We start from the raw sequence: 19,876 nt of genomic DNA on the forward strand, positions 1-19,876 counted from the left end.
ATTCCGGTGCCACCACGGTCAATGGCGGTATTATCAAAGCCGGAGCAGACAATGTGTTCAGCGCCAGCTCTGATTATATCACCCAGGCCGGCGGCTCGTTGGATTTGGACGGCTACAACCAGACACTTCAGTCCCTCAATCACGGCGGCACGGTGAACTTTGGTGGGATTGGGGGCAATACCCTGACCATCACCGGCGATTATATTGGCAACGGTGGCCTGCTGAATATGAATTCAGTTTTAGAAGATGACGATTCTGTCACCGATAAACTGATTATCGGTGGCAATACCGCCGGTAACACCTTTGTGCAGGTGAATAATCTGGGGGGCAGCGGCGCGCAGACGTTGAACGGCATTGAGCTGATCACGGTGGGCGGGGTGTCGGAGGGCGAGTTTACTCAGCAGGGACGTATTGTGGCCGGGGCCTATGACTACTATTTAGAGCGCGGCGTTGGCAGCAATAATGCTAACTGGTATCTGAGCAACGCGATCCCGACAGAGACCCCGGAAGTTCCGGGCGAGCCATCTCCCCCACTGGTTGAGCGGCCTGAAGCCAGTGGCTATAGCGCCAACCTGGCGGCGGCCAACAACCTGTTTGTCACTCGCCTGCATGATCGTCTGGGTGAAACTCACTACATTGATGCGCTGACCGGCGAGCAGAAAGTCACCAGTTTGTGGCTACGCAATGAAGGCGGCCATAACCGTTCCCGTGATTCTCAGGACCAGTTGCGCACGCAAAGTAACCGCTATGTGATGCAACTGGGGGGTGATATTGCTCAGTGGAGCCACACGGGTGCAGACCGTTTCCATCTGGGCCTGATGGCCGGTTATGGTAACAGCAAAAGCACCAGTGAATCACGTTTATCCGGTTACAGCGCCCGTGCCTCGGTGGACGGCTACAGCACTGGGGTGTACGGCACCTGGTATGCCAATAGCGCCGATAAAACCGGCCTGTATGTGGACAGCTGGGCGCAATACAGCTGGTTCAATAACACTGTTAATGGTCAGGGTTTGGCGGCTGAAGAGTACAAATCCAAAGGGGTCACCGCCTCACTGGAAAGCGGCTATACCTTTAAGGTGGGCGAAAATACCGCGAAAAACGCCACGTATTTTATCCAGCCGAAAGCCCAGGTCACCTGGATGGGCGTCAAAGCCGACGAGCATCAAGAAGCTAATGGCACTCATGTTTCAGGCGAAGGCAATGGCAATATCCAGACTCGCCTGGGGGTAAAAGCCTTTATGAACGGCTATGCGGAGCAGGATAAAGGTAAAGATCGGGTATTCCAGCCATTTGTCGAAGCCAACTGGATCCACAACACCAAAGACTTTGGCACCACCCTGAATGGGATCACCGTGAAACAGGACGGTGCGGCGAATATTGCTGAGCTGAAACTCGGAGTGGAAGGCCAGATTAATAAGAGCGTCAATCTGTGGGGTAATGTCGGCCAGCAGGTGGGTAATAAAGGCTACAGCGATACGGCGGTGATGTTGGGTGTGAAATATAACTTCTAATTGACGCTGCACTGATGAATATAAAAGGCGCATACATCAGCTATGCGCTGCTTAATTATAGGCTCTGTTGTCAAAATCTAGTGATAATAATCTAACGACACCATGTCAGCTGAAGGTGTCGCCATTACATGCTTATCATTTTTCACGACAAGCTAGTTAGGAGATTATATGATCATTTTCTTTTTTTTTTTTTTTTGATATTTTTTATTCGCTAACGTTTTATTGCGAGGTTACTGCCATGATCACTTTATGGAATACGGTATATATTGAAAACGCGATTAACCGTCTGAAAAGAAAGGAACTGCATTTCGATGATAAATTGCTGTCATATATATCTCCACTGAGCTGGAAGCAAATGAATCTGACGGAAGATAATAGCTGGCGAAACAATAAAAAACTGGCTGAAGAGAAGTATCGACCTTTGCAGCCAGCTGATATCAGTCAGTACAAAAAAAATCTTAATGTACAAAAATTCCGTTTCCCAAACTGATCCTTTATCGCTCGATCTCACACATTTACGTATGAATCTTTACCTCTGGCCAATTTAGGTTAACGACCCGCCGCTGTCCCTTTCTAGTTCCATTTAGACTTCATGTAGTTCTTTGGAATTGCTCATGTGAATAGACCCGGATTTTCTAGAAGGTTCCGTCCCTCATGAACTAGGTACTTTCATAAACTGCAGGTGGTTGATCTTCACTGGCACTGTGAAGATGTTTGGCATTATAAAACATCTCTTTCCAACGATAGCCAGATATCTTCAGCATAATTTTCAGTTATGCAGGTTTCCTTCACGTTCCATCAACGTTCGGCAATCAATTTGAAAGTATTGGTTTTAGCCTCTTGTGAAGACCGGAGCTGCTCTTTTTGATACTTAAGAGGATCGAACTGTTTGCAAGTAACGCACGTGCTTTTGCTCTCAGTTTTCGTGCGTCAGAAAGTGTGACTGAGGGATAGGCTCCAAAACTCTGCTTAGTGCGTAGTTTGGTGAAAGGGCGATAGTAGCGAAATTGCCAAAGTTTATTGCCGCTCGATTTGATTAGCAGTGACAGGCCATTTCTATGATGCAGATGATAATCTGCGTCTTTGGATTTTGCTGCTTTGATTTCCGTATCGGTCAACGGCTTGGTTTGTCTAGCCATGATCAGTCTTCGCTCTTGTAGACCCAACGAAAACCATAATAGCTTTCATTGGGCCTATCAATGGGCCCAAAAGGATTGGATTTAATTAGGTTAGTTCAGACTTCGCGGGACAAATTGAAGGTACAAAAAAGCCCGCAAGGCTTGCGCCATGCGGGCTTTTCGTACTTCATCGGCCTTATCTGGTAATAACCGATGTCTAAATTGGTGGAGCTGGGGGGATTTGAACCCCCGTCCGAAATTACTACACCGTCGGTACTACATGCTTAGTCCAATCATTACATTCGCCGGCCAGCTGCGGATGGACACGCCACTGACAAACTATCCTGATTAGTTTTAATGCTTCCACCCCAGGCAAGGTTTCCACACGAGCTCTTTTAGTTTTGACCTCTCTTGATCCCCGTCCTAAGAGCGGAGGCTAGGGAGAGAGGGCTCTAAGCAGGGTATTAAGCTGCTAGTGCGTAGTTTTCGTCGTTTGCGACTATTTTTTTGCGGTTTTTTACGAGGCCACCGCACCTCGGCATGCACCTTGGGTTTCGCGAATCCCGTCGAATCCAGAATCAGCCCCAAAGAACTTCACTAGTATAACAGAACTATGTCCTGCTAAGCCAGTGACTTAACGATTTGCGTGCTTCATGATGCGCGCTTTATCCAACTTCCATTCGCGATCACGAATATCATCGCGCTTGTCGTTGTCTTTCTTACCTTTGGCCACACCAATTTTAATTTTCGTCCATGCATTTTTCCAATACATAGAGAGTGCGACCACAGTGTAACCTTCACGATTGACCCGTCCAAACAGAGAGTCTAATTCGCGTTTGTTCAGTAGCAGTTTACGAGTACGCATTGGCTCGCAGACAACATGAGTCGACGCCACGTTTAACGGCGTAATAGTGGCACCAAACAAGAATGCCTCACCGTTTTTAAACATAACATAGCTGTCACTGATGTTAGCTTTGCCCGCACGCAGTGATTTTACTTCCCAACCTTGCAATGCAAGACCCGCTTCGAATTCTTCTTCAATGAAGTATTCATGGCGGGCACGTTTATTTTGCGCAATGGTTGCGGAACCGGGTTTGTATGCTTTTTTCTTTGTCATAGTGTTGATCATTATACTGTATGCGCAGGCGAATGAAATCCTTTCCCGCAGGATGTCAGTGCATTTTGTCTCATTTGTTGCACGGAATGCCTAGCAGATTTTTTGTATGGTGGTGGATAAATGGTATTATCAGTGCGTTTTATGTCTCACAGGAAATGTTATGCCACAAATTAGCCGCTCTGCGTTGGTTCCGTTTAGCGTAGAACAGATGTATCAACTGGTTAATGATGTTCGCTCTTATCCAGAATTTTTACCAGGTTGTACTGGAAGCCGGGTTCTTGATGCCACTGAAAATGAAATGACGGCCGCCGTCGATGTTGCTAAGGCCGGGATCAGTAAAACATTCACAACACGTAATACATTAACTGATAACCAGAGTATTGATATGCAGCTGGTTGATGGGCCGTTTCGTAAATTGATGGGCGGATGGCACTTTACCCCACTGAGTGCGGATGCCTGTAAAGTTGAGTTGCACCTCGATTTTGAATTTACCAATAAGTTGATTGAGTTGGCTTTTGGTAAAATATTCAAGGAATTAGCTGGGAATATGGTGCAGGCATTCACCCAGCGGGCTAAAGAGGTTTACAGTGCCTGATATCCGCGTTGAGGTGGTTTATGCCTTACCTGAACGCCAATACTTGCGCACTGTTTCCCTTGCTGCTGGAAGTACGGTTGAGGATGCTATCAATGCATCAGGTTTGCTTGAGTTGCGGCCAGATATTGACCTGACAAAGAATAAAGTGGGTGTCTATAGTCGCCCGGTAAAGCTTGGCGATAAAGTTAATGATGGTGATCGTGTTGAGATATACCGCCCATTAATTGCAGATCCTAAAGAACTGCGTCGGCAGCGCGCTGAGCAGGCAAAAAAATAAGGCACAATTTGCGCCTTATTTTTTTGTTGTAGCCCTGGACTGCTATTGAAGAAAAATGAGCACCATCATATGGCTGTATAAACAGTAATAGGCTTAATGCCTAAAACCCTCATTAAGATTCGCTTCCTCAATCTACTCTGCAATCTTCGGATAAATTAATTTCCTGCTAATGTTGGCTCGTTTTTGATATCAGTCAGCACACCACTGCTATCGAAGGTCAACGTTAGTGTTTGTTGCGTGACTTTCTCGTGGCCAGGTTGCTGGCGGAATACATAGAACCAGGTTTTTGTACCAAACGGGTCCTGTAACATTGGGGTGCCTAAGGTATATGCCACTTGTTGCTGGGTCATACCCTTATGAATTTTGGACGCGTCATTAGGTGATAAATAGTTACCCTGATTAATATCAGGCCGGTAGACCACCTTCTCCAGCGTTGAACAACCCGCAGTAAGCATTGCAAGCATCACAGCGGCGGCAGTCAGCATTTTACAGCGCATAGTAATCACATTCCTTTAGGGCGTAGGATGACGATGATAATAGACCTTGCAGCAGTTGGAAACCTTTACAGGGCACCTGTATGACCTCTGGAAAGGAAAAAAGTTAATCTTTTCTATGCTGCGAGCAATTCTTTTGCATTTGCCAAGGTGTTTTTCGTCACTTCACTACCGCCTAGAAGGCGCGCCAACTCTTGCAAGCGGGCTTTTTTATCTAGTCGATGCATATGTGTTTCGGTTTCAGTGCCATCAGTTTGTTTACTCACAAAGAAATGTTGATGACCACAACCTGCAACTTGTGGAAGGTGGGTTACACACATAACCTGAGTTGATTCGCCTAATTGACGCAACAGGCGGCCCACTATGGCGGCCGTTGGTCCACTGATACCCACATCAACTTCATCAAAGATAAGTGCAGGAGTGTCCATTTTACGCGCTGTAATGACCTGAATAGCCAATGCGATACGAGAAAGCTCACCACCTGAGGCCACTTTAGCTAGCGGTTGTAATGGCTGGCCTGGGTTAGTTGTCACACAGAATTCAATGCGGGTTGCTCCTTCAGCACTAAGGTGTTCAGGCTCAAATTGAGTTTCTATAGTAAATCTGCCGTGTGGCATAGAAAGCTCATGCATGCTTTCAGTAATCAGGGTCGCCAATTCAGTAGCATAATGTTGGCGTTCTTCATGCAACCGTTTGGCAATAGCCAATGCGTACTGATAGTGAATATTGACTGCGTGACTGAGTTGCTCGTGATCATTTTCTTGCTGCGAGAGTTGTTCTTGCTCATCCAGTAACTGTTGGTGGAACTGTGGCAACTCTTCTGGTGCAACATGATGTTTGCGGGCCAAGTTTAATTGGCGAGATAGTCGCTGTTCCAGTTCATAGAGACGATTGGGATCCATATCAAATTGCTCGGCGTAGTGGCGCAATTCATCACTGGCCTCACTGATTTGGATGGATGCCTCTTCCAACATGTTCAGTAGATTGTTAAATTGTTCGTCCATACCTGCCAGTTCAGTCAATTGATGCTTGGCTGAGTAAAGTTGGCTGAGGATATTATTTTGTTCATCATCCGATAATAACTGCAACGTCTGTTGGCTGAGCGACAACAACTGCCCACTGTTTGCCAGGCGCTTATACTCAATATCAATTTGTTCATACTCCCCAGCTTGTGGGGAAAATGAATTGAGCTCTTTCAACTGATATTGCAGGAGTTCATGGCGAGCATTACGCTCCAGTGATTGTTGCTGATGCAATGCTAGCGTACGACAGCTTTGGTGCCAGATTTGATAGGCGGCTTTCATTTCAGCTAGCAGGGTAGACTGGTCGGCATAGGCATCTAATAATTGCTTTTGATGATCGGGTCTTAACAATAGTTGATGAGCATGTTGGCCGTGAATTTGAATCAGATGCTGGCCCAGTTCCCGTAATTGGGACAAAGGGACGGCGGTTCCATTAATAAATCCTCTTGAGCGGCCATCAGTGCCAATAGCGCGTCGCAACAGGCATTCATTACTGTCGTCAAGATGGTTGTTTTCCAACCATTGGCGAGCCGATGGAGTATCTGCGAGTGAGAAGCGTGCGCAGATATCAGCACGAGTAGCTCCCAAACGAACCATACTACCTTCTGACCGGCTGCCAAGGCACAACCCCAGAGCATCTATAGCAATGGATTTACCCGCCCCCGTCTCACCAGTGATTGCAGTCATTCCGGGTTGAAAATCAATTTCTAACTCTCGCACAATAGCAAAATTACTGATGGTTAATTGGGCCAGCATGGTAAATCTCCTGTACATAAACACATATCTGTATTTGAATACAGTATAGACTGGTTTTATATACAGTAAAGTGCTCGAGGCACTTTTTAGAATAATTTTTTTGACCAACCCAATTTGGTGCTTAACGTATTGAAATAGCTGTAGTCCTTAGGGTGAATGAGATTGAGATGAAAATCACTGCGTCGGATTAAAAGCTCTTCCCCTTCCTGAATTGGTAGGGCTATCTGGCTATCACAGCTGATTTCCAGGTCGCTGGTAATTTGAGAAAACTTTAAGCGGATGGTGCTGCTACTATTAATAACTAGTGGGCGAGCAGTCAGCGTATGAGGGAACATGGGAACCAAGACGATGGCATCCAATGTTGGTGTTAAAATTGGGCCGCCCGCTGAGAGTGAATAAGCGGTAGAACCGGTAGGGGTGGCGATAATCAAGCCATCAGAACGTTGTGAAAATGCAAAGCGGTCATCGATATACACTTCGAACTCAATCATATGGGCCACTTTGCCTGGGTGCAAAACGACTTCATTGATTGCGGTACTGATACGACTTTGCTGATTGGTCCGTGTCACTTGGGCTTCCAGCAAGAAACGTTGCTCGCTGAGGTATTCGCCCTCCAGTACGTCCGAAAGTTGTTGCTGAGCATTATCCGGGTCTAAATCGGTCAAAAAGCCGAGATTACCTCGGTTGACACCGATCACTTTGATATCATAACGGGCAAGGACTCGAGCGGCGCCAAGCATGTTGCCATCGCCGCCGACGACGACAGCTAAATCGGCTTTTTGACCGATATCAGCCAAACTACCGGTGACGGCGTCGGTTAAATTGAGATCTTTGGCTATCTGTTGTTCGACCATCACGTCATAACCTCTGGCGTTTAACCAGTGGTAGAGCATTTCATGGGTGGCAAGTGCAGCCGGATGCCGTGGGTGACCGACAATACCAATACAATTGAATCTTTTATTATTCATTGCCGTGATTTTCCTCAATGGGGCATCTTTTACCCCACATTATGACCGGTTCCCTTGAATCCCCGGTTTTGATCCCCATAATAAGCCAAGTAGCGAGATTAATGCTAAAACGCGGAGATATCCATGAGTAGTAAAGAACAGAAAACACCAAACGAGCAAGTCTCGGAAGAAATGGAAAATGCAGCAGAGCAGCAAGTGGAAGCAACACAAGAGACGGGTGAAGGTGTAGAACCGCGTGTTGCCGAGCTTGAAGCGCAGTTGGCTGCAGCCGTACAGCGTGAGCGCGAAAGCTTGCTACGCGCCAAGGCTGAAGTTGAGAATATCCGTCGTCGTACTGAATTGGATATAGAAAAAGCGCATAAGTTTGCTTTGGAACGATTCTCAGCTGAATTATTGCCAGTGATCGACAACTTAGAGCGTGCGCTGGATACAGCTGATAAGAGCAATGCCGAGTTGACGTCAATGATTGAAGGTGTCGAACTGACCCTAAAATCATTGCTTGATGCAGTAGGTAAATATGGTATTGAGGTGGTAGGTGACACTAACGTGCCGTTTAATCCCGAAGTTCATCAGGCGATGACCATGCTTGAATCTGCTGATCATGAGCCAAATCAGGTCATGATGGTCATGCAGAAAGGTTATACATTGAATGGTCGTCTATTACGCCCAGCAATGGTTGCGGTATCTAAAGCGAAAGCTTAAGGTGTCCTGACAGTAAAAAGGCACCTTTGTGGTGCCTTTTTTTATCTGCTTTTTTGAGTAAACGGCGTTTTATTCTGACGCAGGTAATTTAGGTTGCCAGTCAATCGGCGGCAGACCTTGTTGCTGTAATAGGTGATTAGCTTGTGAAAAGTGCTTACAGCCAAGAAAACCACGGTGCGCGGACAGTGGTGATGGATGTGGGGCTTTCAAAAGAAAATGGCGCAGGGCATCAATGATGCGGCCTTTTTTCTGGGCATGAGCTCCCCACAGCATAAAAATCACACCATCACGATGCTCATTCAGTGCCGCAATAACTTTATCGGTGAAGGTCTCCCAGCCAAGATTAGCGTGAGAATGCGCATTACCCGCTTCAACCGTTAGCACGGTATTCAGTAGCAGCACACCTTGCTCGGCCCAGCTTTGTAAATAGCCATGGTTGGGGCGTTGGAAGCCGGGAATGTCGGTAGCTAACTCTTTGTACATATTTACTAAAGAGGGCGGTGCAGGTACTCCGGGTAATACGGAAAATGATAATCCGTGAGCCTGGTTAGGGCCGTGATAAGGGTCTTGACCCAAAATAACCACTTTTACCTGATCTAATTCAGTCAGGCGAAATGCATTAAATACATCTTTTTGTGCCGGATAAATGGTTTTGCCAGCACTGCGTTGTGCTGCCACATAGGCCAACGTATCTTGAAAGTAAGGCTGTTCTTTTTCCTGGCCGATCACATCGTGCCAGCTAAGGGAGGCAGGCATAATCACTCTCCTTGTTTCGGTAAGGTATTGATGTGCGTTAGCTTACCGGTTCAATCCAGCGAGTGAAACTGTTAAACCTAAGTCTGTGACCCTAGCGGTGGTTTTTTGACCATTTAATGCAAAAAATGTTGAAAATTTACAAAAATAATTGCTATCAATCAGATTGATAAAATTGATATAAAACATAAATTTGCCAGTGTGGTGATTAGTGTGGTGGTGAAAAGATTGATTTAAGTCAAGGAATGGCGGCGGTCTGACTGGTATATAGAACAATAAGACAACAATGGTTTTACCAAATAACCAAGATAGTATCTCTCCTTGGAATTTATAGCCGTATTATGGAGGCACCAAATGATTACTGGTATTCAAATTACTAAAGCTAGCAATGAAGCCTTGCTGAACTCTTTCTGGTTGTTGGATGATGAAAAAGCTGAACTGCGCTGCGTTTGCGCTAAATCCGGCTATGCAGAAGATCAAATCGTTCCAGCAAGTGAATTGGGCCAGATCGAATACCGTGAAGTTCCACTGGAACTGCAACCGACTGTGCGTGTTGAAGGTGGTCAGCATTTGAACGTGAACGTTCTGCGCCGTGAAACCTTGGAAGATGCAGTTAAAAATCCAGAGAAATATCCTCAGTTGACGATTCGTGTATCCGGTTATGCCGTACGTTTCAACTCACTGACACCTGAACAGCAACGTGATGTGATTACTCGTACTTTCACTGAAAGTCTGTAATTCTTGTCATAACAATTAAGTCTCAAAATGTTAAGGGAGCCGCTTTGGCTCCCTTTTTTGTATCTGTAATTTATTCATCTATAAGTTAGACCGCGCTCACGTTCTTCAATTTATATAAATAAATCTTACCTATTTTACTTAAGAACTCATCCGATGTGTCGATAGATAAGCCATTGAGCCTGACTCAATACGGGAATTATCTTTCGACAAGGAGTTGGCATGAGTGTTTCTGTTAGTTTGGCCGGGCCTGTTTCATTGGCAGGATTGATAAGCCAAGTAAAATCATCGGAACAGGCACAGAAAGAGGGTGTCCCGCCGCTTGCCACAGTCGCTAAGCCTCAAGTGGAAATCACTGCAACCACTCTGGCAGGTAATGAACTCTATTACAGTATGCTGGCCAGCCTTAATTTACCTCGTAGTGAAGGTGTCGTGGCGAACAGTCACCACGCACCAATATCTAGTGGACGAGGATCACAGCAAGCAGACTATTCATTAGCATTGCTCGCTAAAGATGTTTACGCTCCAGTAATGGGCAGTATTGCTGGGTTTACTCGCCTAAATGATGATGCATTACTCCGTGTCGGGATTGATCCTGCCAGTTTATCCGACACGGCTTCTGGTTTTCAGGCGGGAATTTACCATGATAGCCAGCAGTATGTTTTATCCTTTGCCGGGACTAATGATATGCGCGATTGGCTAAGTAATATCCGACAGGCGACTGGCTATGAAGATGTGCAATATAATCAGGCGGTTGCTTTGGCGAAAACGGCCAAGATGGCATTTGGCGATGCCATGGTGATTACCGGGCACTCATTAGGAGGGGGGTTGGCAACTACAGCGGCATTAGCCAGTGGGAGCTTTGCCGTGACATTTAATGCCGCAGGTGTTTCGGACCACACATTAAATCGGCTTGACTTGGATCCGGCTCTGGCGCGGCATTCGGCTGAAAGTGGCAGCATCCGGCGCTATAGCGAGCAATATGACTTGCTGACAGAATCTCAGGAGTCAACCTCACTTATTCCTGATGCTATCGGCCATAAAATCACTTTGGTAAATAGCGATAAACTCACTGGAATAAGTGATTGGCTGCCACACAAGCACCTTGAACGCAGCCTGGCAGCACATGGTATTGATAAAATACTCAGTTCTATGAGTGAACAGCAACCTTGGGAGCGGCAGTATGCCTGATTCAACACTGGTTACGAGGGTAAAACGCCATTTGCGTTACGCCATCTACGGTGTTCTGATGCCATTAATGAGCTTTGAGGGGCAGGCAATGACAAATATTACTACCGCTTTTACTGATCCATCAGTAATGCCGATCGTTGATGCGATTGTTCAGGGTGATGTGAAACAGATCCATCAGTTGGCAAATAAAACGTTGTTACAACAGCAAGGCGAGCAGTCAGTCACGTTGATGCAATGGGCTATTCTCAACCAGCAACCCGAAAGTTTGGCGGCCTTACTGCAAGAAAATGCTGATCCTTTTCAACCTGGATTGCAGGGTGATAGCGCATGGCACACTGCTGCAAGTGTGCAAGATGCACATTACATGCAGATTCTACTGGAAAGTCGTATCCGGCCAGATGCCCGAAACAGTGTGACATTAGCCACTCCCTTGGCTGCGGCAGTGATGGCGGGACGCGAGATCCAGGTGATCTTGCTACTGGTTCGTGGAGTTGATCCAAATCTTGCAGATCGGGTGGGGGATACGCCATTACATCTGGCGGGTAAGACAAATGCGCCAGATTTGGCACTGCGCTTACTCAAAGCCGGTGCTGATCCCGATCGACGTAACAAGCAAGGGGCAACATTCCAACAATATTTGGCAATGACACCATTAAATATGCAAAGCGCTGAAATGCAGCAAAAATATCAGCAATTAAATACCTGGCTTCGTGGCAAAAAATTGGCAGAGGTTTATCAGCAATAGTTTTAAATTTGGCTGATAAATAAAAAAGCCGCTATTGATATTAGCGGCTTTTTTGTTCGTGTGCTGAATGAATCCGCACCTTACTTGGTATCAGGTTTATCCTTTGGTTGGCGGCGTTTACCAACATTTTTGGCATCACGATGACGAACCTTAACTTTTGCTTTCTCTTTACCGGCTTCTTTTAGCTCTTTGCGCTTCGCTAAAACTTTCTTGGACGGTTTGCCAGTGGTTTTTTCGCTTGGTGCTTTGCTGCTTGGGCGTAATTCATCAACAACACGTGGCTTCAGCGGCTCTTTCAAATAACGGCCAATTTTGCCCAGCAATAAATGGTCATGCGCTTCAACCAATGAAATAGCGACACCTTTGCGCCCCGCACGGCCTGTACGACCAATACGGTGCAGATAGACGTCAGCGGTCAGCGGCAAGTCAAAGTTAAATACGTGGCTGATATCGTCGATATCCAAACCGCGTGACGCGACATCGGTCGCTACCAAGACATTAACCCGGCCATCACTTAAACGTATAACTGCTTCGGTTCGTTTGGCCTGGACCATTTCGCCTTCAAGGAACCAGGCGTTAATTCCAGCTTCGCGCAGCCAACTAACCAGTTGGTGTACCTTTTCACGGGTACGGACAAAAATAATAGATTTTTGCACTTCCGGTTGCTTGAGCAGATGCACCAGCAGGGCGGTTTTATGTTCAATATTGTCCGCGCGGTAATACCATTGCAAAATCTTTTTGCGTTCGCGGCGTGATGGGTCGGCTTCCAGCTCTACCGGCTCATTCAGAATGCGCTCCGCAAATTCACGGATAGCTTCACCTTCCAGCGTGGCAGAGAACAGTAATGTCTGCTTACGCCAGCGGGTTTCTGCTGCAATGGTTTCAATATCCTGTGCAAAGCCCATATCTAGCATACGGTCAGCTTCGTCCAGAATCAGGGTTTCTACGGCCCGGCAGTCAAAGTTTTCTTCTTTGATGTATTGCAGTAAGCGGCCGGTAGTCGCCACGACAATATCTTGGTTCTCACTAAAGACTTCCGCGTGGTTCATATAAGCCACACCACCGGTAATCGTCGCGATATCCAGCTGTGTATGCTTAGCCAGTTCACGCGCCTGATCCGCAACCTGCATGGCCAATTCACGAGTTGGCGTCAGGATCAGGATGCGTGGTGGGCCAGATTTTTTGCGTGGGAAATCCAGCAAATGCTGCAAGGCAGGCAGCAAAAAGGCGGCAGTTTTGCCGGTACCTGTTGGTGCCGAACCCAATACATCGCGCCCATCCATAGCTGGCGGAATAGCCGCAGCTTGAATGGCAGTCGGGCGCTCATAGCCTTTGTCGCGCAGTGCGTCAATCAGGCGTTCATCGAGATCGAGTTCGGAAAAATTGGTTACAGTCATGGTCTTCCTCTACTTGGGGCGCCGATTATAGACGGGTTAGCCGAATTCTTCACCTGTTTAAGCGGTAATGATGTCTTTTCCCTTCAATCATATTGTCCTATGCTACGCCGGTTATAGATTCTGGTGACTAATGTGGGCGTACAATTGAAAAAAAAACCGGCGTTGCGTGGTGGTGGTTTCACTTTTAAACAGTTCTTTGTGGCGCATGATCGTTGTGCGATGAAAGTGGGTACTGATGGTGTCCTGCTGGGTGCCTGGGTACCGATAGAGAAAGCCCGCAAAGTGCTGGATATTGGCTGTGGTAGTGGGCTTATCGCCCTGATGATTGCCCAGCGCTCCGCTCCAGATGTGGAAATTGACGGTGTAGAGCTGGAACCCGAGGCCGCACAACAAGCGAGCAGCAATGCGGCGCAATCACCTTGGGCTGAGCGAGTTCATATTTACGCGCAAGATATCCACCAGTTTGCTGAAAACCATCCCCATCAGTACGACCTGATTGTCAGCAACCCACCTTACTTTGCTCCGGCGGTGGCTTGCCGCGATGAAGCCCGTGATACCGCACGTTACACCGGATCACTAACTCATGACGCCTTACTTAATTGCGCAGAGAAGCTTATCACAAAAGAGGGTGTTTTTTGTGTGGTTTTACCCCACGATTTGGGGGGGGAACTTGCTCATCTTGCAGTGCAACAAGATTGGTTTGTTCACTGCCAGGTTGATATCAGAGATCGCCCCGGTAAGCCGCTACACCGCATGCTGCTAACGTTATCGCGCCAACCGGCAGAGACTCAGTATCAGCATTTGGACCTGCGCCAATCAGAAGGGGTGTATTCGCCGGAGTTCTGTGTGCTCATTAGCGAGTTTTATCTAAACTACTAGCTGGAGCTGTGGAGATAAGGTGTGAAGGTGGGCTAATAAGGCGCGAAACCCTGAACTTGAAAAGAAATCGCGCCCTGAAAAGCCATTACGGATGAAGAATAGTTGGTTTTGGATTCTCAATTTGCTCAGGGTAGTCGAGGGTATAGTGCAACCCCCGGCTCTCTTTACGGTCCATAGCACAACGCACAATTAACTCTGCGACCTGCACCAAGTTACGTAATTCCAGCAGATTATTTGAGATGCGGAAATTGGCATAATATTCGTCAATCTCTTGCTGCAAGGTATTAATCCGGCGCAAGGCTCGCTCTAAGCGCTTGGTTGTACGAACAATCCCGACGTAGTCCCACATAAACAGACGCAATTCATGCCAGTTATGTTGAATGACAACTCGTTCATCCGAGTTATCAACACGGCTTTCATCCCAATCTGGCAAATGTTTAGCCAACTTGGCAGTAGGCAAGCGCGTCAGGATATCTTCGGCGGCAGACCAACCATAGACCAGACATTCCAGTAACGAGTTGGATGCCATACGGTTCGCGCCGTGCAAGCCGGTATAGCTGACCTCGCCAATGGCATATAGCCCATCAAGATCCGTACGGCCATGTTGGTCTACCATTACACCACCGCAGGTATAATGAGCGGCAGGAACGATAGGAATGGCTTCCTTGGTCAGATCGATGCCCAATGACAGCAGTTTTTCATAGATCATCGGGAAGTGCTGCATCACGAAATCAGTAGGTTTATGACTGATATCCAGATACATGCAATCAGCACCCAGGCGTTTCATTTCATGGTCGATGGCACGTGCCACGATATCTCGCGGGGCCAGTTCGCCGCGAGGGTCGAAATCAAGCATGAAGCGGGAGCCATCAGGACGTTTAAGGTAAGCACCTTCACCGCGTAATGCTTCGGTCAGCAAAAAATTTCGAGCTTGCGGATGAAACAGACAGGTCGGATGGAATTGGTTAAATTCTAGATTAGCGACCCGGCACCCGGCACGCCACGCCATGGCAATGCCATCTCCAGATGAGATATCCGGGTTGGTAGTATATTGATAGACTTTAGCGGCTCCCCCTGTGGCTAAAACGACAGCTTTGGCGCGGAAGGTTTCAACTTTCTCAAGCTCTCTGTTCCAAATATAAGCACCGACAACGCGCTTGGTTCCCGCCAAACCAATTTTATTTGACGTAATAAGATCGACTGCATTGCAGCGCTCTTTAACTAAAATATTAGGGTGAGTACTTGCTTTGCCTACTAGGGTGGTCTCTACTTCTTTACCTGTAGCATCCGCAGTATGTAGTATACGGCGGTGACTGTGGCCACCTTCACGGGTAAGGTGATAACGTTCTTCGCCGCTGGCATTGGTTTCGGTATCGAAAAGGACACCTTGATCAATCAGCCATTGCACGCAAGAGCGAGCGTTACTGGCGATAAACTCTACGGCATCTTTGTCGCAAAGCCCGGCCCCGGCAATCAGGGTGTCCTCTACATGTGAGCTGATGCTGTCAGTTTCATCAAAAACGGCAGCAATACCTCCCTGAGCATAGAAAGTGGCACCTTCATTAAGAGGCCCTTTGCTCAGAACAGTGACTTGACAATGTGGCGCAAGACGTAAAGCCAGTGATAAACCGGCAGCGCCACTCCCGATGATCAATACATCGCTAACGTGTTCAGATGATGATTGCATATCGTATGATGTGTGCAGAAGAAGAGTGAAATTCATGTTAGCCTATCTGCCAGAGCAAAAGCTATGGCTATAAGATGTCTAAAGAATATTCAGACAAATAATCTGGCAACATGGAACTTTGCACTTTTTATAAACTCCAAGCGTGTGCTTGCTCAGGAAAATAAAGATATGGCTGGCAGTACAACTTTTAGCGTGGGGATAGATTTCGGGAGAGTTCACCTCGGATGAGCGAGCAGTTAACGGATCAGATGCTGGTTGAACGGGTCCAGAAAGGTGATCAGCAATCGTTCAATTTACTGGTAATTAGATACCAGCATAAGGTTGCGAGCCTCGTATCCCGATATGTGCCTCAGGGCGATGTTCCTGATGTAGTTCAGGAATCTTTTATTAAGGCCTATCGCGCACTCGAGTCATTTCGTGGTGATAGTGCTTTTTATACTTGGCTGTACCGTATCGCTGTTAATACAGCAAAAAATTACTTAGTTGCTCAGGGGCGACGTCCGCCATCCAGTGATGTGGATGCAAATGATGCTGAAAATTACGAAAATGCGGGTGCATTGAAAGAAATATCGAACCCTGAGAACTTAATGTTGTCTGAAGAATTGAGGCAGATAGTTTTTAAAACCATAGAGTCACTTCCTGAAGATCTCCGCATGGCGATTACACTCAGGGAGTTAGATGGTCTAAGCTATGAAGAGATAGCTGTAATTATGGACTGTCCGGTTGGTACTGTTCGTTCCCGTATCTTCCGTGCCAGAGAGGCTATCGATAATAAAGTTCAGCCGCTGATTCAGCGATAAGCGGACACATAAAGGGTATTTGGCATGCAGAAAGAAAAGCTTTCCGCTCTGATGGACGGAGAAACTCTTGACAGTGAGCTGATAGGTTCTTTATCGAAAGATAAAACCTTGCAGCAAAGCTGGCAGAGCTATCATTTAATCCGTGATACCCTGCGGGGGGATGTTGGTGAAGTCTTGCATCTGGATATCGCCAGCCGCGTCGCAGAGGCCCTTAAAAAGGAGCCTGCTCGTTTTGTTCCTATTGCTGTGCCTGAATCTCAGCCACAACCCCATGTCTGGCAGAAAATGCCTTTCTGGCAAAAAGTGCGTCCGTGGGCCAGCCAACTTACTCAAGTTGGGGTTGCCGCATGTGTTTCTCTCGCTGTCATTGTGGGGGTTCAGCAATATAACCAACCTGCATCCAGTAATTTACAGTCAGAAGCACCTGCATTTAACACATTGCCGATGATGGGTAAAGCATCACCAGTCAGCTTTGGCGCGCCTGCTGGCGATTCTTTAGACAAGACTCAAGTCGGTGGAGAGCAACGTCACCTTGTTAACATGTTGACTCAGTTGCAAGATTTTGAATTGCAACGTCGTTTACCACAAACTGATGTATTGCAGGAATCTTCATCAACGACAAAAATAATGTCTCAGGTCCCTGGAAATCAGTCCTTCGGAACAAAGCAGTAGCAATGAAGCAACTTTGGTTTTCCGTCTGTTTAATGGCGGGCAGCCTGCTTATGCCAACAATTGCATCGGCGGAAACTACGCCGATAGCAATGTTGAAAGAGATGAGCAGTGCCAGCCAGTCGCTCAATTATGAGCTATCGTACATCAACGTAAACAAGCAAGGGATTGATTCTCTTCGCTATCGTCATGCTATCCAAGATAAAAAAACGCTAGCGCAGTTATTGCGTATGGATGGTCCGCGTACTGAGATTATTCAACGTGGTAATGAAATAAGTTATTTCGAACCAGGTTTTGACTCTTTCACGTTGAGCGGCGAGCATATTGTTGATGCCTTACCTTCTGTCGTATTCCCCGATTTTGATAAACTGTCAAAATACTATAACTATATTGCTTTAGGTCGTGCGCGCGTTGCTGACCGGCCATGTCAAGTTATTAGAGTTGTACCCCGTGACAGCTCACGATACAGCTACATTATTTGGATGGATGAGACAACAAAACTCCCTATGCGGATAGATCTTTTAGATCGCGATGGTGAAACACTTGAGCAATTTCGGGTGATTTCTTTTGCTGTTGGTGATCCTATTCAAGAGATTTTGCAAGGCGTGTTAAAACTGTCTTTGCCGCCATTACTTGCTTTACCTGCCAAAACTAAGGTGAACTTTAGCTGGACTCCGCGTTGGTTGCCGGAAGGAGTGACTGAAGTTTCACGTAGTCGCCGTACGTTGCCTAACATGGATGCGCCAACTGAGTCACGGTTATATGCTGATGGCCTGTTTAGTTTCTCAATTAATGTTAATCCGATTGAGAAAGGTACCCCTTCAGAGCAGTCTCTGCGTCAGGGGCGTCGTACAATTCATACCGAAGCACGTAATAATGTAGAAATTACCGTGGTAGGTGAACTACCTCCTTCAACTGCGAAGCGTATTGCCGATAGTATAGTTTTGGAATCTGCAAAATGATGAAAGAGTGGGCAACTGTTATCTCATGGCAAAATGGGGTGGCGCTTTTGCGCTGTGAACCCCATTCTGGCTGTGGGAGCTGTAATGCTCGTTCTGGATGCGGTAGCCATCTGTTGAATGAATTAGGGCCAGAATCCGAGCATCAATTAAAAATCGCAATTTCGCAGCCACTTGAACCAGGGCAAAAAGTTGAAGTTGGGATCAGTGAAGGTAGTTTATTACGATCGGCTTCTTTGGTTTATTTAACACCATTAGCCGGGTTAATAGCGGGTGGAGCACTATTTCAGGCTTTATTTATTACCGATGCTTTTACTGCTCTTGGCTCTATTTTAGGTGCGGGTTTGGGCTTTTTATTGGCTAGGACATTAGCTGCGAGGATTGAAGGAAAAAGTGATTATCAACCCACTGTCTTGCAGATTGGTTTGCCACCCACGGCGATACGTATCCAGCAAGAGTGATTTTAGCCATGGTAGGCTGGAATTCGGTTTTGTATCATATGTTCTAGTAGTGCAATAAAAAGATCTGCGCTAATGAGAGACGAGTAGTCTACTGAAAAAATCACATTACCCTTGGCGTCAAATAAACGTATCTTGTCATGACGAGCTTCACGGAGTGTTTCGATACGTAGGATATCCTCAATATTAATTGTACCTTTTGTTGTAATTAATGATTGAGCACTGAGTGATAGTGGGCATGTGTCTATCTGAATTTTTTTCATCTTAATGAAATCTAAAGTGAGTAATTTCAAACAATTATCATTGTTTTTTACTATATCAAATATGATGGATTTCCCTCGAGATAAAGTTTCTAAGTTTATTAATCCGACATTCATAACTTGTTGGTGAATTATTGTGTTTATGAGCGGGTAAGCATTGGTTATATTATTTATAATAATATTCCAAGGCTGGTTTTTTGATGTGCGAAACGCCATAGAGTTGATTTGTCCATTAGGGTTTAACCCTGTGTGGTACTTATAAATATATTCTATTTTATTAAATGAAATGAAATAAACGTTCCCATTGTTATGATTGAAAACACGCACGCCTTTCTCATATAGAAAATAGGTAAACATTGGACTGTTGTACAAACGTAAATAGAGTAATGCACTCAATGATATACCCGCGATGGCAACGCATAAAATAGAAAGAATTGAGGGGGTTGAAAAAATAGATGTGGTTATTGATAGTGTAATAACCAAGAAGCTTAATACTAATATAAATACTATCGTGGCAATGTTTATCTTTGAGTTTTCATTTCTTAATTCATGGCGGCTAAGTATTTTTCCTTCGTCGATCATAATATTCTCCATTTGCCGCCAAGAGGATATTTCACTTGGTTTTGATTAAATAATATTAATACTCTATGTTATTTGTACCTTGGGTAAATGAGCATTTTCCTAAAGTGATTTAATCGATATTCATCCTGAAATAGCCACATCAGAGCCATTGGGTTAGAGTTTGCCCACTTGATGGCGACGAGCGGAAAGGCGCAGATACAT

At 46.2% G+C, this 19,876-nt stretch carries 21 protein-coding genes, 1 other RNA gene and 1 pseudogene; 13 read left to right on the forward strand and 10 right to left on the reverse strand.

Annotated features, from left to right (window positions below; genetic code table 11):
- On the forward strand, positions 1-1,511 hold a 1,511-nt coding region (locus DJ58_RS17925), incomplete at its 5' end, for an autotransporter outer membrane beta-barrel domain-containing protein (RefSeq protein ID WP_032913196.1).
- A gap of 238 nt (positions 1,512-1,749) precedes the next feature.
- Positions 1,750-2,001 carry a Tn3 family transposase gene (locus tag DJ58_RS17920; RefSeq protein WP_004708018.1) on the forward strand — a complete coding sequence of 84 codons (252 nt, stop codon included), beginning with the start codon at positions 1,750-1,752 and terminating at the stop codon, positions 1,999-2,001.
- A 236-nt stretch (positions 2,002-2,237) separates the two neighbouring features.
- Here DJ58_RS17920 and DJ58_RS0121570 read toward each other — a convergent pair.
- The 3 genes and pseudogenes from DJ58_RS0121570 to smpB all read right to left on the reverse strand — a co-directional run.
- Positions 2,238-2,650: pseudogene (locus DJ58_RS0121570) on the reverse strand (integrase arm-type DNA-binding domain-containing protein); the annotation flags it as partial.
- 202 nt (positions 2,651-2,852) lie between these two features.
- Positions 2,853-3,215, reverse strand: a transfer-messenger RNA (tmRNA) gene (gene ssrA, locus DJ58_RS22525).
- 48 nt (positions 3,216-3,263) lie between these two features.
- Positions 3,264-3,746 (reverse strand): SsrA-binding protein SmpB, encoded by a 483-nt coding sequence (gene smpB / locus DJ58_RS17915; protein ID WP_032910756.1) that lies wholly within the window; start codon positions 3,744-3,746, stop codon positions 3,264-3,266.
- 160 nt (positions 3,747-3,906) lie between these two features.
- On the opposite strand from smpB, the gene DJ58_RS17910 reads away from it, so the two are divergent.
- Both DJ58_RS17910 and DJ58_RS17905 read left to right on the forward strand, forming a co-directional pair.
- On the forward strand, positions 3,907-4,341 hold the full coding sequence (locus DJ58_RS17910) for a type II toxin-antitoxin system RatA family toxin (protein WP_032910744.1): 435 nt from the start codon (positions 3,907-3,909) through the stop codon (positions 4,339-4,341).
- Positions 4,334-4,618: an RnfH family protein gene (locus DJ58_RS17905; protein ID WP_032910743.1), complete on the forward strand. Its 285-nt coding sequence runs from the start codon at positions 4,334-4,336 to the stop codon at positions 4,616-4,618. The genes DJ58_RS17910 and DJ58_RS17905 overlap by 8 nt, the downstream gene beginning before the upstream one ends.
- Before the next feature lie 155 nt (positions 4,619-4,773).
- On the opposite strand, the gene bamE is transcribed toward DJ58_RS17905, so the two are convergent.
- From bamE to nadK, 3 genes are all read right to left on the reverse strand, one after another.
- Entirely contained in the window at positions 4,774-5,115 is a 342-nt protein-coding gene (gene bamE / locus DJ58_RS17900; protein WP_019212230.1) for an outer membrane protein assembly factor BamE, read from the reverse strand.
- Positions 5,116-5,228: 113 nt separating this feature from the next.
- Entirely contained in the window at positions 5,229-6,890 is a 1,662-nt protein-coding gene (recN, locus tag DJ58_RS17895; RefSeq protein ID WP_004708008.1) for a DNA repair protein RecN, read from the reverse strand.
- 86 nt (positions 6,891-6,976) lie between these two features.
- On the reverse strand, positions 6,977-7,858 hold the full coding sequence (gene nadK, locus DJ58_RS17890) for an NAD(+) kinase (RefSeq protein ID WP_004708006.1): 882 nt from the start codon (positions 7,856-7,858) through the stop codon (positions 6,977-6,979).
- A gap of 123 nt (positions 7,859-7,981) precedes the next feature.
- Here nadK and grpE point away from each other — a divergent pair, with 123 nt between their 5' ends.
- Positions 7,982-8,560: a nucleotide exchange factor GrpE gene (gene grpE / locus DJ58_RS17885; RefSeq protein WP_004708004.1), complete on the forward strand. Its 579-nt coding sequence runs from the start codon at positions 7,982-7,984 to the stop codon at positions 8,558-8,560.
- A 69-nt stretch (positions 8,561-8,629) separates the two neighbouring features.
- On the opposite strand, the gene ung is transcribed toward grpE, so the two are convergent.
- Positions 8,630-9,316 (reverse strand): uracil-DNA glycosylase, encoded by a 687-nt coding sequence (ung, locus tag DJ58_RS17880; RefSeq protein ID WP_032910742.1) that lies wholly within the window; start codon positions 9,314-9,316, stop codon positions 8,630-8,632.
- Between the two features lie 351 nt (positions 9,317-9,667).
- Between ung and grcA the strand changes: the two genes are divergently transcribed.
- From grcA to DJ58_RS17865, 3 genes are all read left to right on the forward strand, one after another.
- Positions 9,668-10,051 carry an autonomous glycyl radical cofactor GrcA gene (gene grcA, locus DJ58_RS17875; RefSeq protein ID WP_004707999.1) on the forward strand — a complete coding sequence of 128 codons (384 nt, stop codon included), beginning with the start codon at positions 9,668-9,670 and terminating at the stop codon, positions 10,049-10,051.
- Between the two features lie 219 nt (positions 10,052-10,270).
- Positions 10,271-11,239 carry a Tle-like phospholipase domain-containing protein gene (locus DJ58_RS17870; protein ID WP_004707997.1) on the forward strand — a complete coding sequence of 323 codons (969 nt, stop codon included), beginning with the start codon at positions 10,271-10,273 and terminating at the stop codon, positions 11,237-11,239.
- Positions 11,240-11,327: 88 nt separating this feature from the next.
- Complete coding sequence (locus tag DJ58_RS17865; protein WP_032910755.1) at positions 11,328-11,984, forward strand: ankyrin repeat domain-containing protein; 657 nt, start codon at positions 11,328-11,330, stop codon at positions 11,982-11,984.
- Positions 11,985-12,064: 80 nt separating this feature from the next.
- Here DJ58_RS17865 and srmB read toward each other — a convergent pair whose 3' ends face one another.
- Positions 12,065-13,381 (reverse strand): ATP-dependent RNA helicase SrmB, encoded by a 1,317-nt coding sequence (gene srmB, locus DJ58_RS17860; RefSeq protein WP_004707993.1) that lies wholly within the window; start codon positions 13,379-13,381, stop codon positions 12,065-12,067.
- Positions 13,382-13,513: 132 nt separating this feature from the next.
- Here srmB and trmN point away from each other — a divergent pair, with 132 nt between their 5' ends.
- Positions 13,514-14,260 carry a tRNA(1)(Val) (adenine(37)-N(6))-methyltransferase TrmN gene (gene trmN, locus DJ58_RS17855; protein WP_004707992.1) on the forward strand — a complete coding sequence of 249 codons (747 nt, stop codon included), beginning with the start codon at positions 13,514-13,516 and terminating at the stop codon, positions 14,258-14,260.
- A gap of 85 nt (positions 14,261-14,345) precedes the next feature.
- Here trmN and nadB read toward each other — a convergent pair whose 3' ends face one another.
- A complete protein-coding gene (gene nadB / locus DJ58_RS17850) occupies positions 14,346-15,947 on the reverse strand; it encodes an L-aspartate oxidase (protein WP_004707990.1) in 1,602 nt (533 codons plus the stop codon).
- A 224-nt stretch (positions 15,948-16,171) separates the two neighbouring features.
- On the opposite strand from nadB, the gene rpoE reads away from it, so the two are divergent.
- From rpoE to rseC, 4 genes are read left to right on the forward strand one after another with little or no spacing between them, the layout of a single operon-like run.
- Positions 16,172-16,747, forward strand: a complete 576-nt coding sequence (rpoE, locus tag DJ58_RS17845) for an RNA polymerase sigma factor RpoE (RefSeq protein ID WP_005159396.1) — start codon at positions 16,172-16,174, stop codon at positions 16,745-16,747.
- Between the two features lie 24 nt (positions 16,748-16,771).
- The gene (gene rseA, locus DJ58_RS17840; RefSeq protein WP_004707988.1) at positions 16,772-17,419 is read left to right on the forward strand and encodes an anti-sigma-E factor RseA; all 648 of its coding nucleotides are present in this window, start codon (positions 16,772-16,774) and stop codon (positions 17,417-17,419) included.
- A gap of 2 nt (positions 17,420-17,421) precedes the next feature.
- A complete protein-coding gene (gene rseB, locus DJ58_RS17835; RefSeq protein WP_004707986.1) occupies positions 17,422-18,378 on the forward strand; it encodes a sigma-E factor regulatory protein RseB in 957 nt (318 codons plus the stop codon).
- A complete protein-coding gene (rseC, locus tag DJ58_RS17830; RefSeq protein ID WP_032910740.1) occupies positions 18,375-18,836 on the forward strand; it encodes a SoxR-reducing system protein RseC in 462 nt (153 codons plus the stop codon). The genes rseB and rseC overlap by 4 nt, the downstream gene beginning before the upstream one ends.
- A gap of 2 nt (positions 18,837-18,838) precedes the next feature.
- Here rseC and DJ58_RS17825 read toward each other — a convergent pair whose 3' ends face one another.
- Positions 18,839-19,675: a hypothetical protein gene (locus tag DJ58_RS17825; RefSeq protein WP_032910739.1), complete on the reverse strand. Its 837-nt coding sequence runs from the start codon at positions 19,673-19,675 to the stop codon at positions 18,839-18,841.
- Between the last annotated feature and the right edge of the window lie 201 nt (positions 19,676-19,876).

Origin of the sequence: Yersinia frederiksenii ATCC 33641, assembly GCF_000754805.1 — a bacterium.
GTDB classification, from domain to species: Bacteria; Pseudomonadota; Gammaproteobacteria; order Enterobacterales; family Enterobacteriaceae; genus Yersinia; species Yersinia frederiksenii.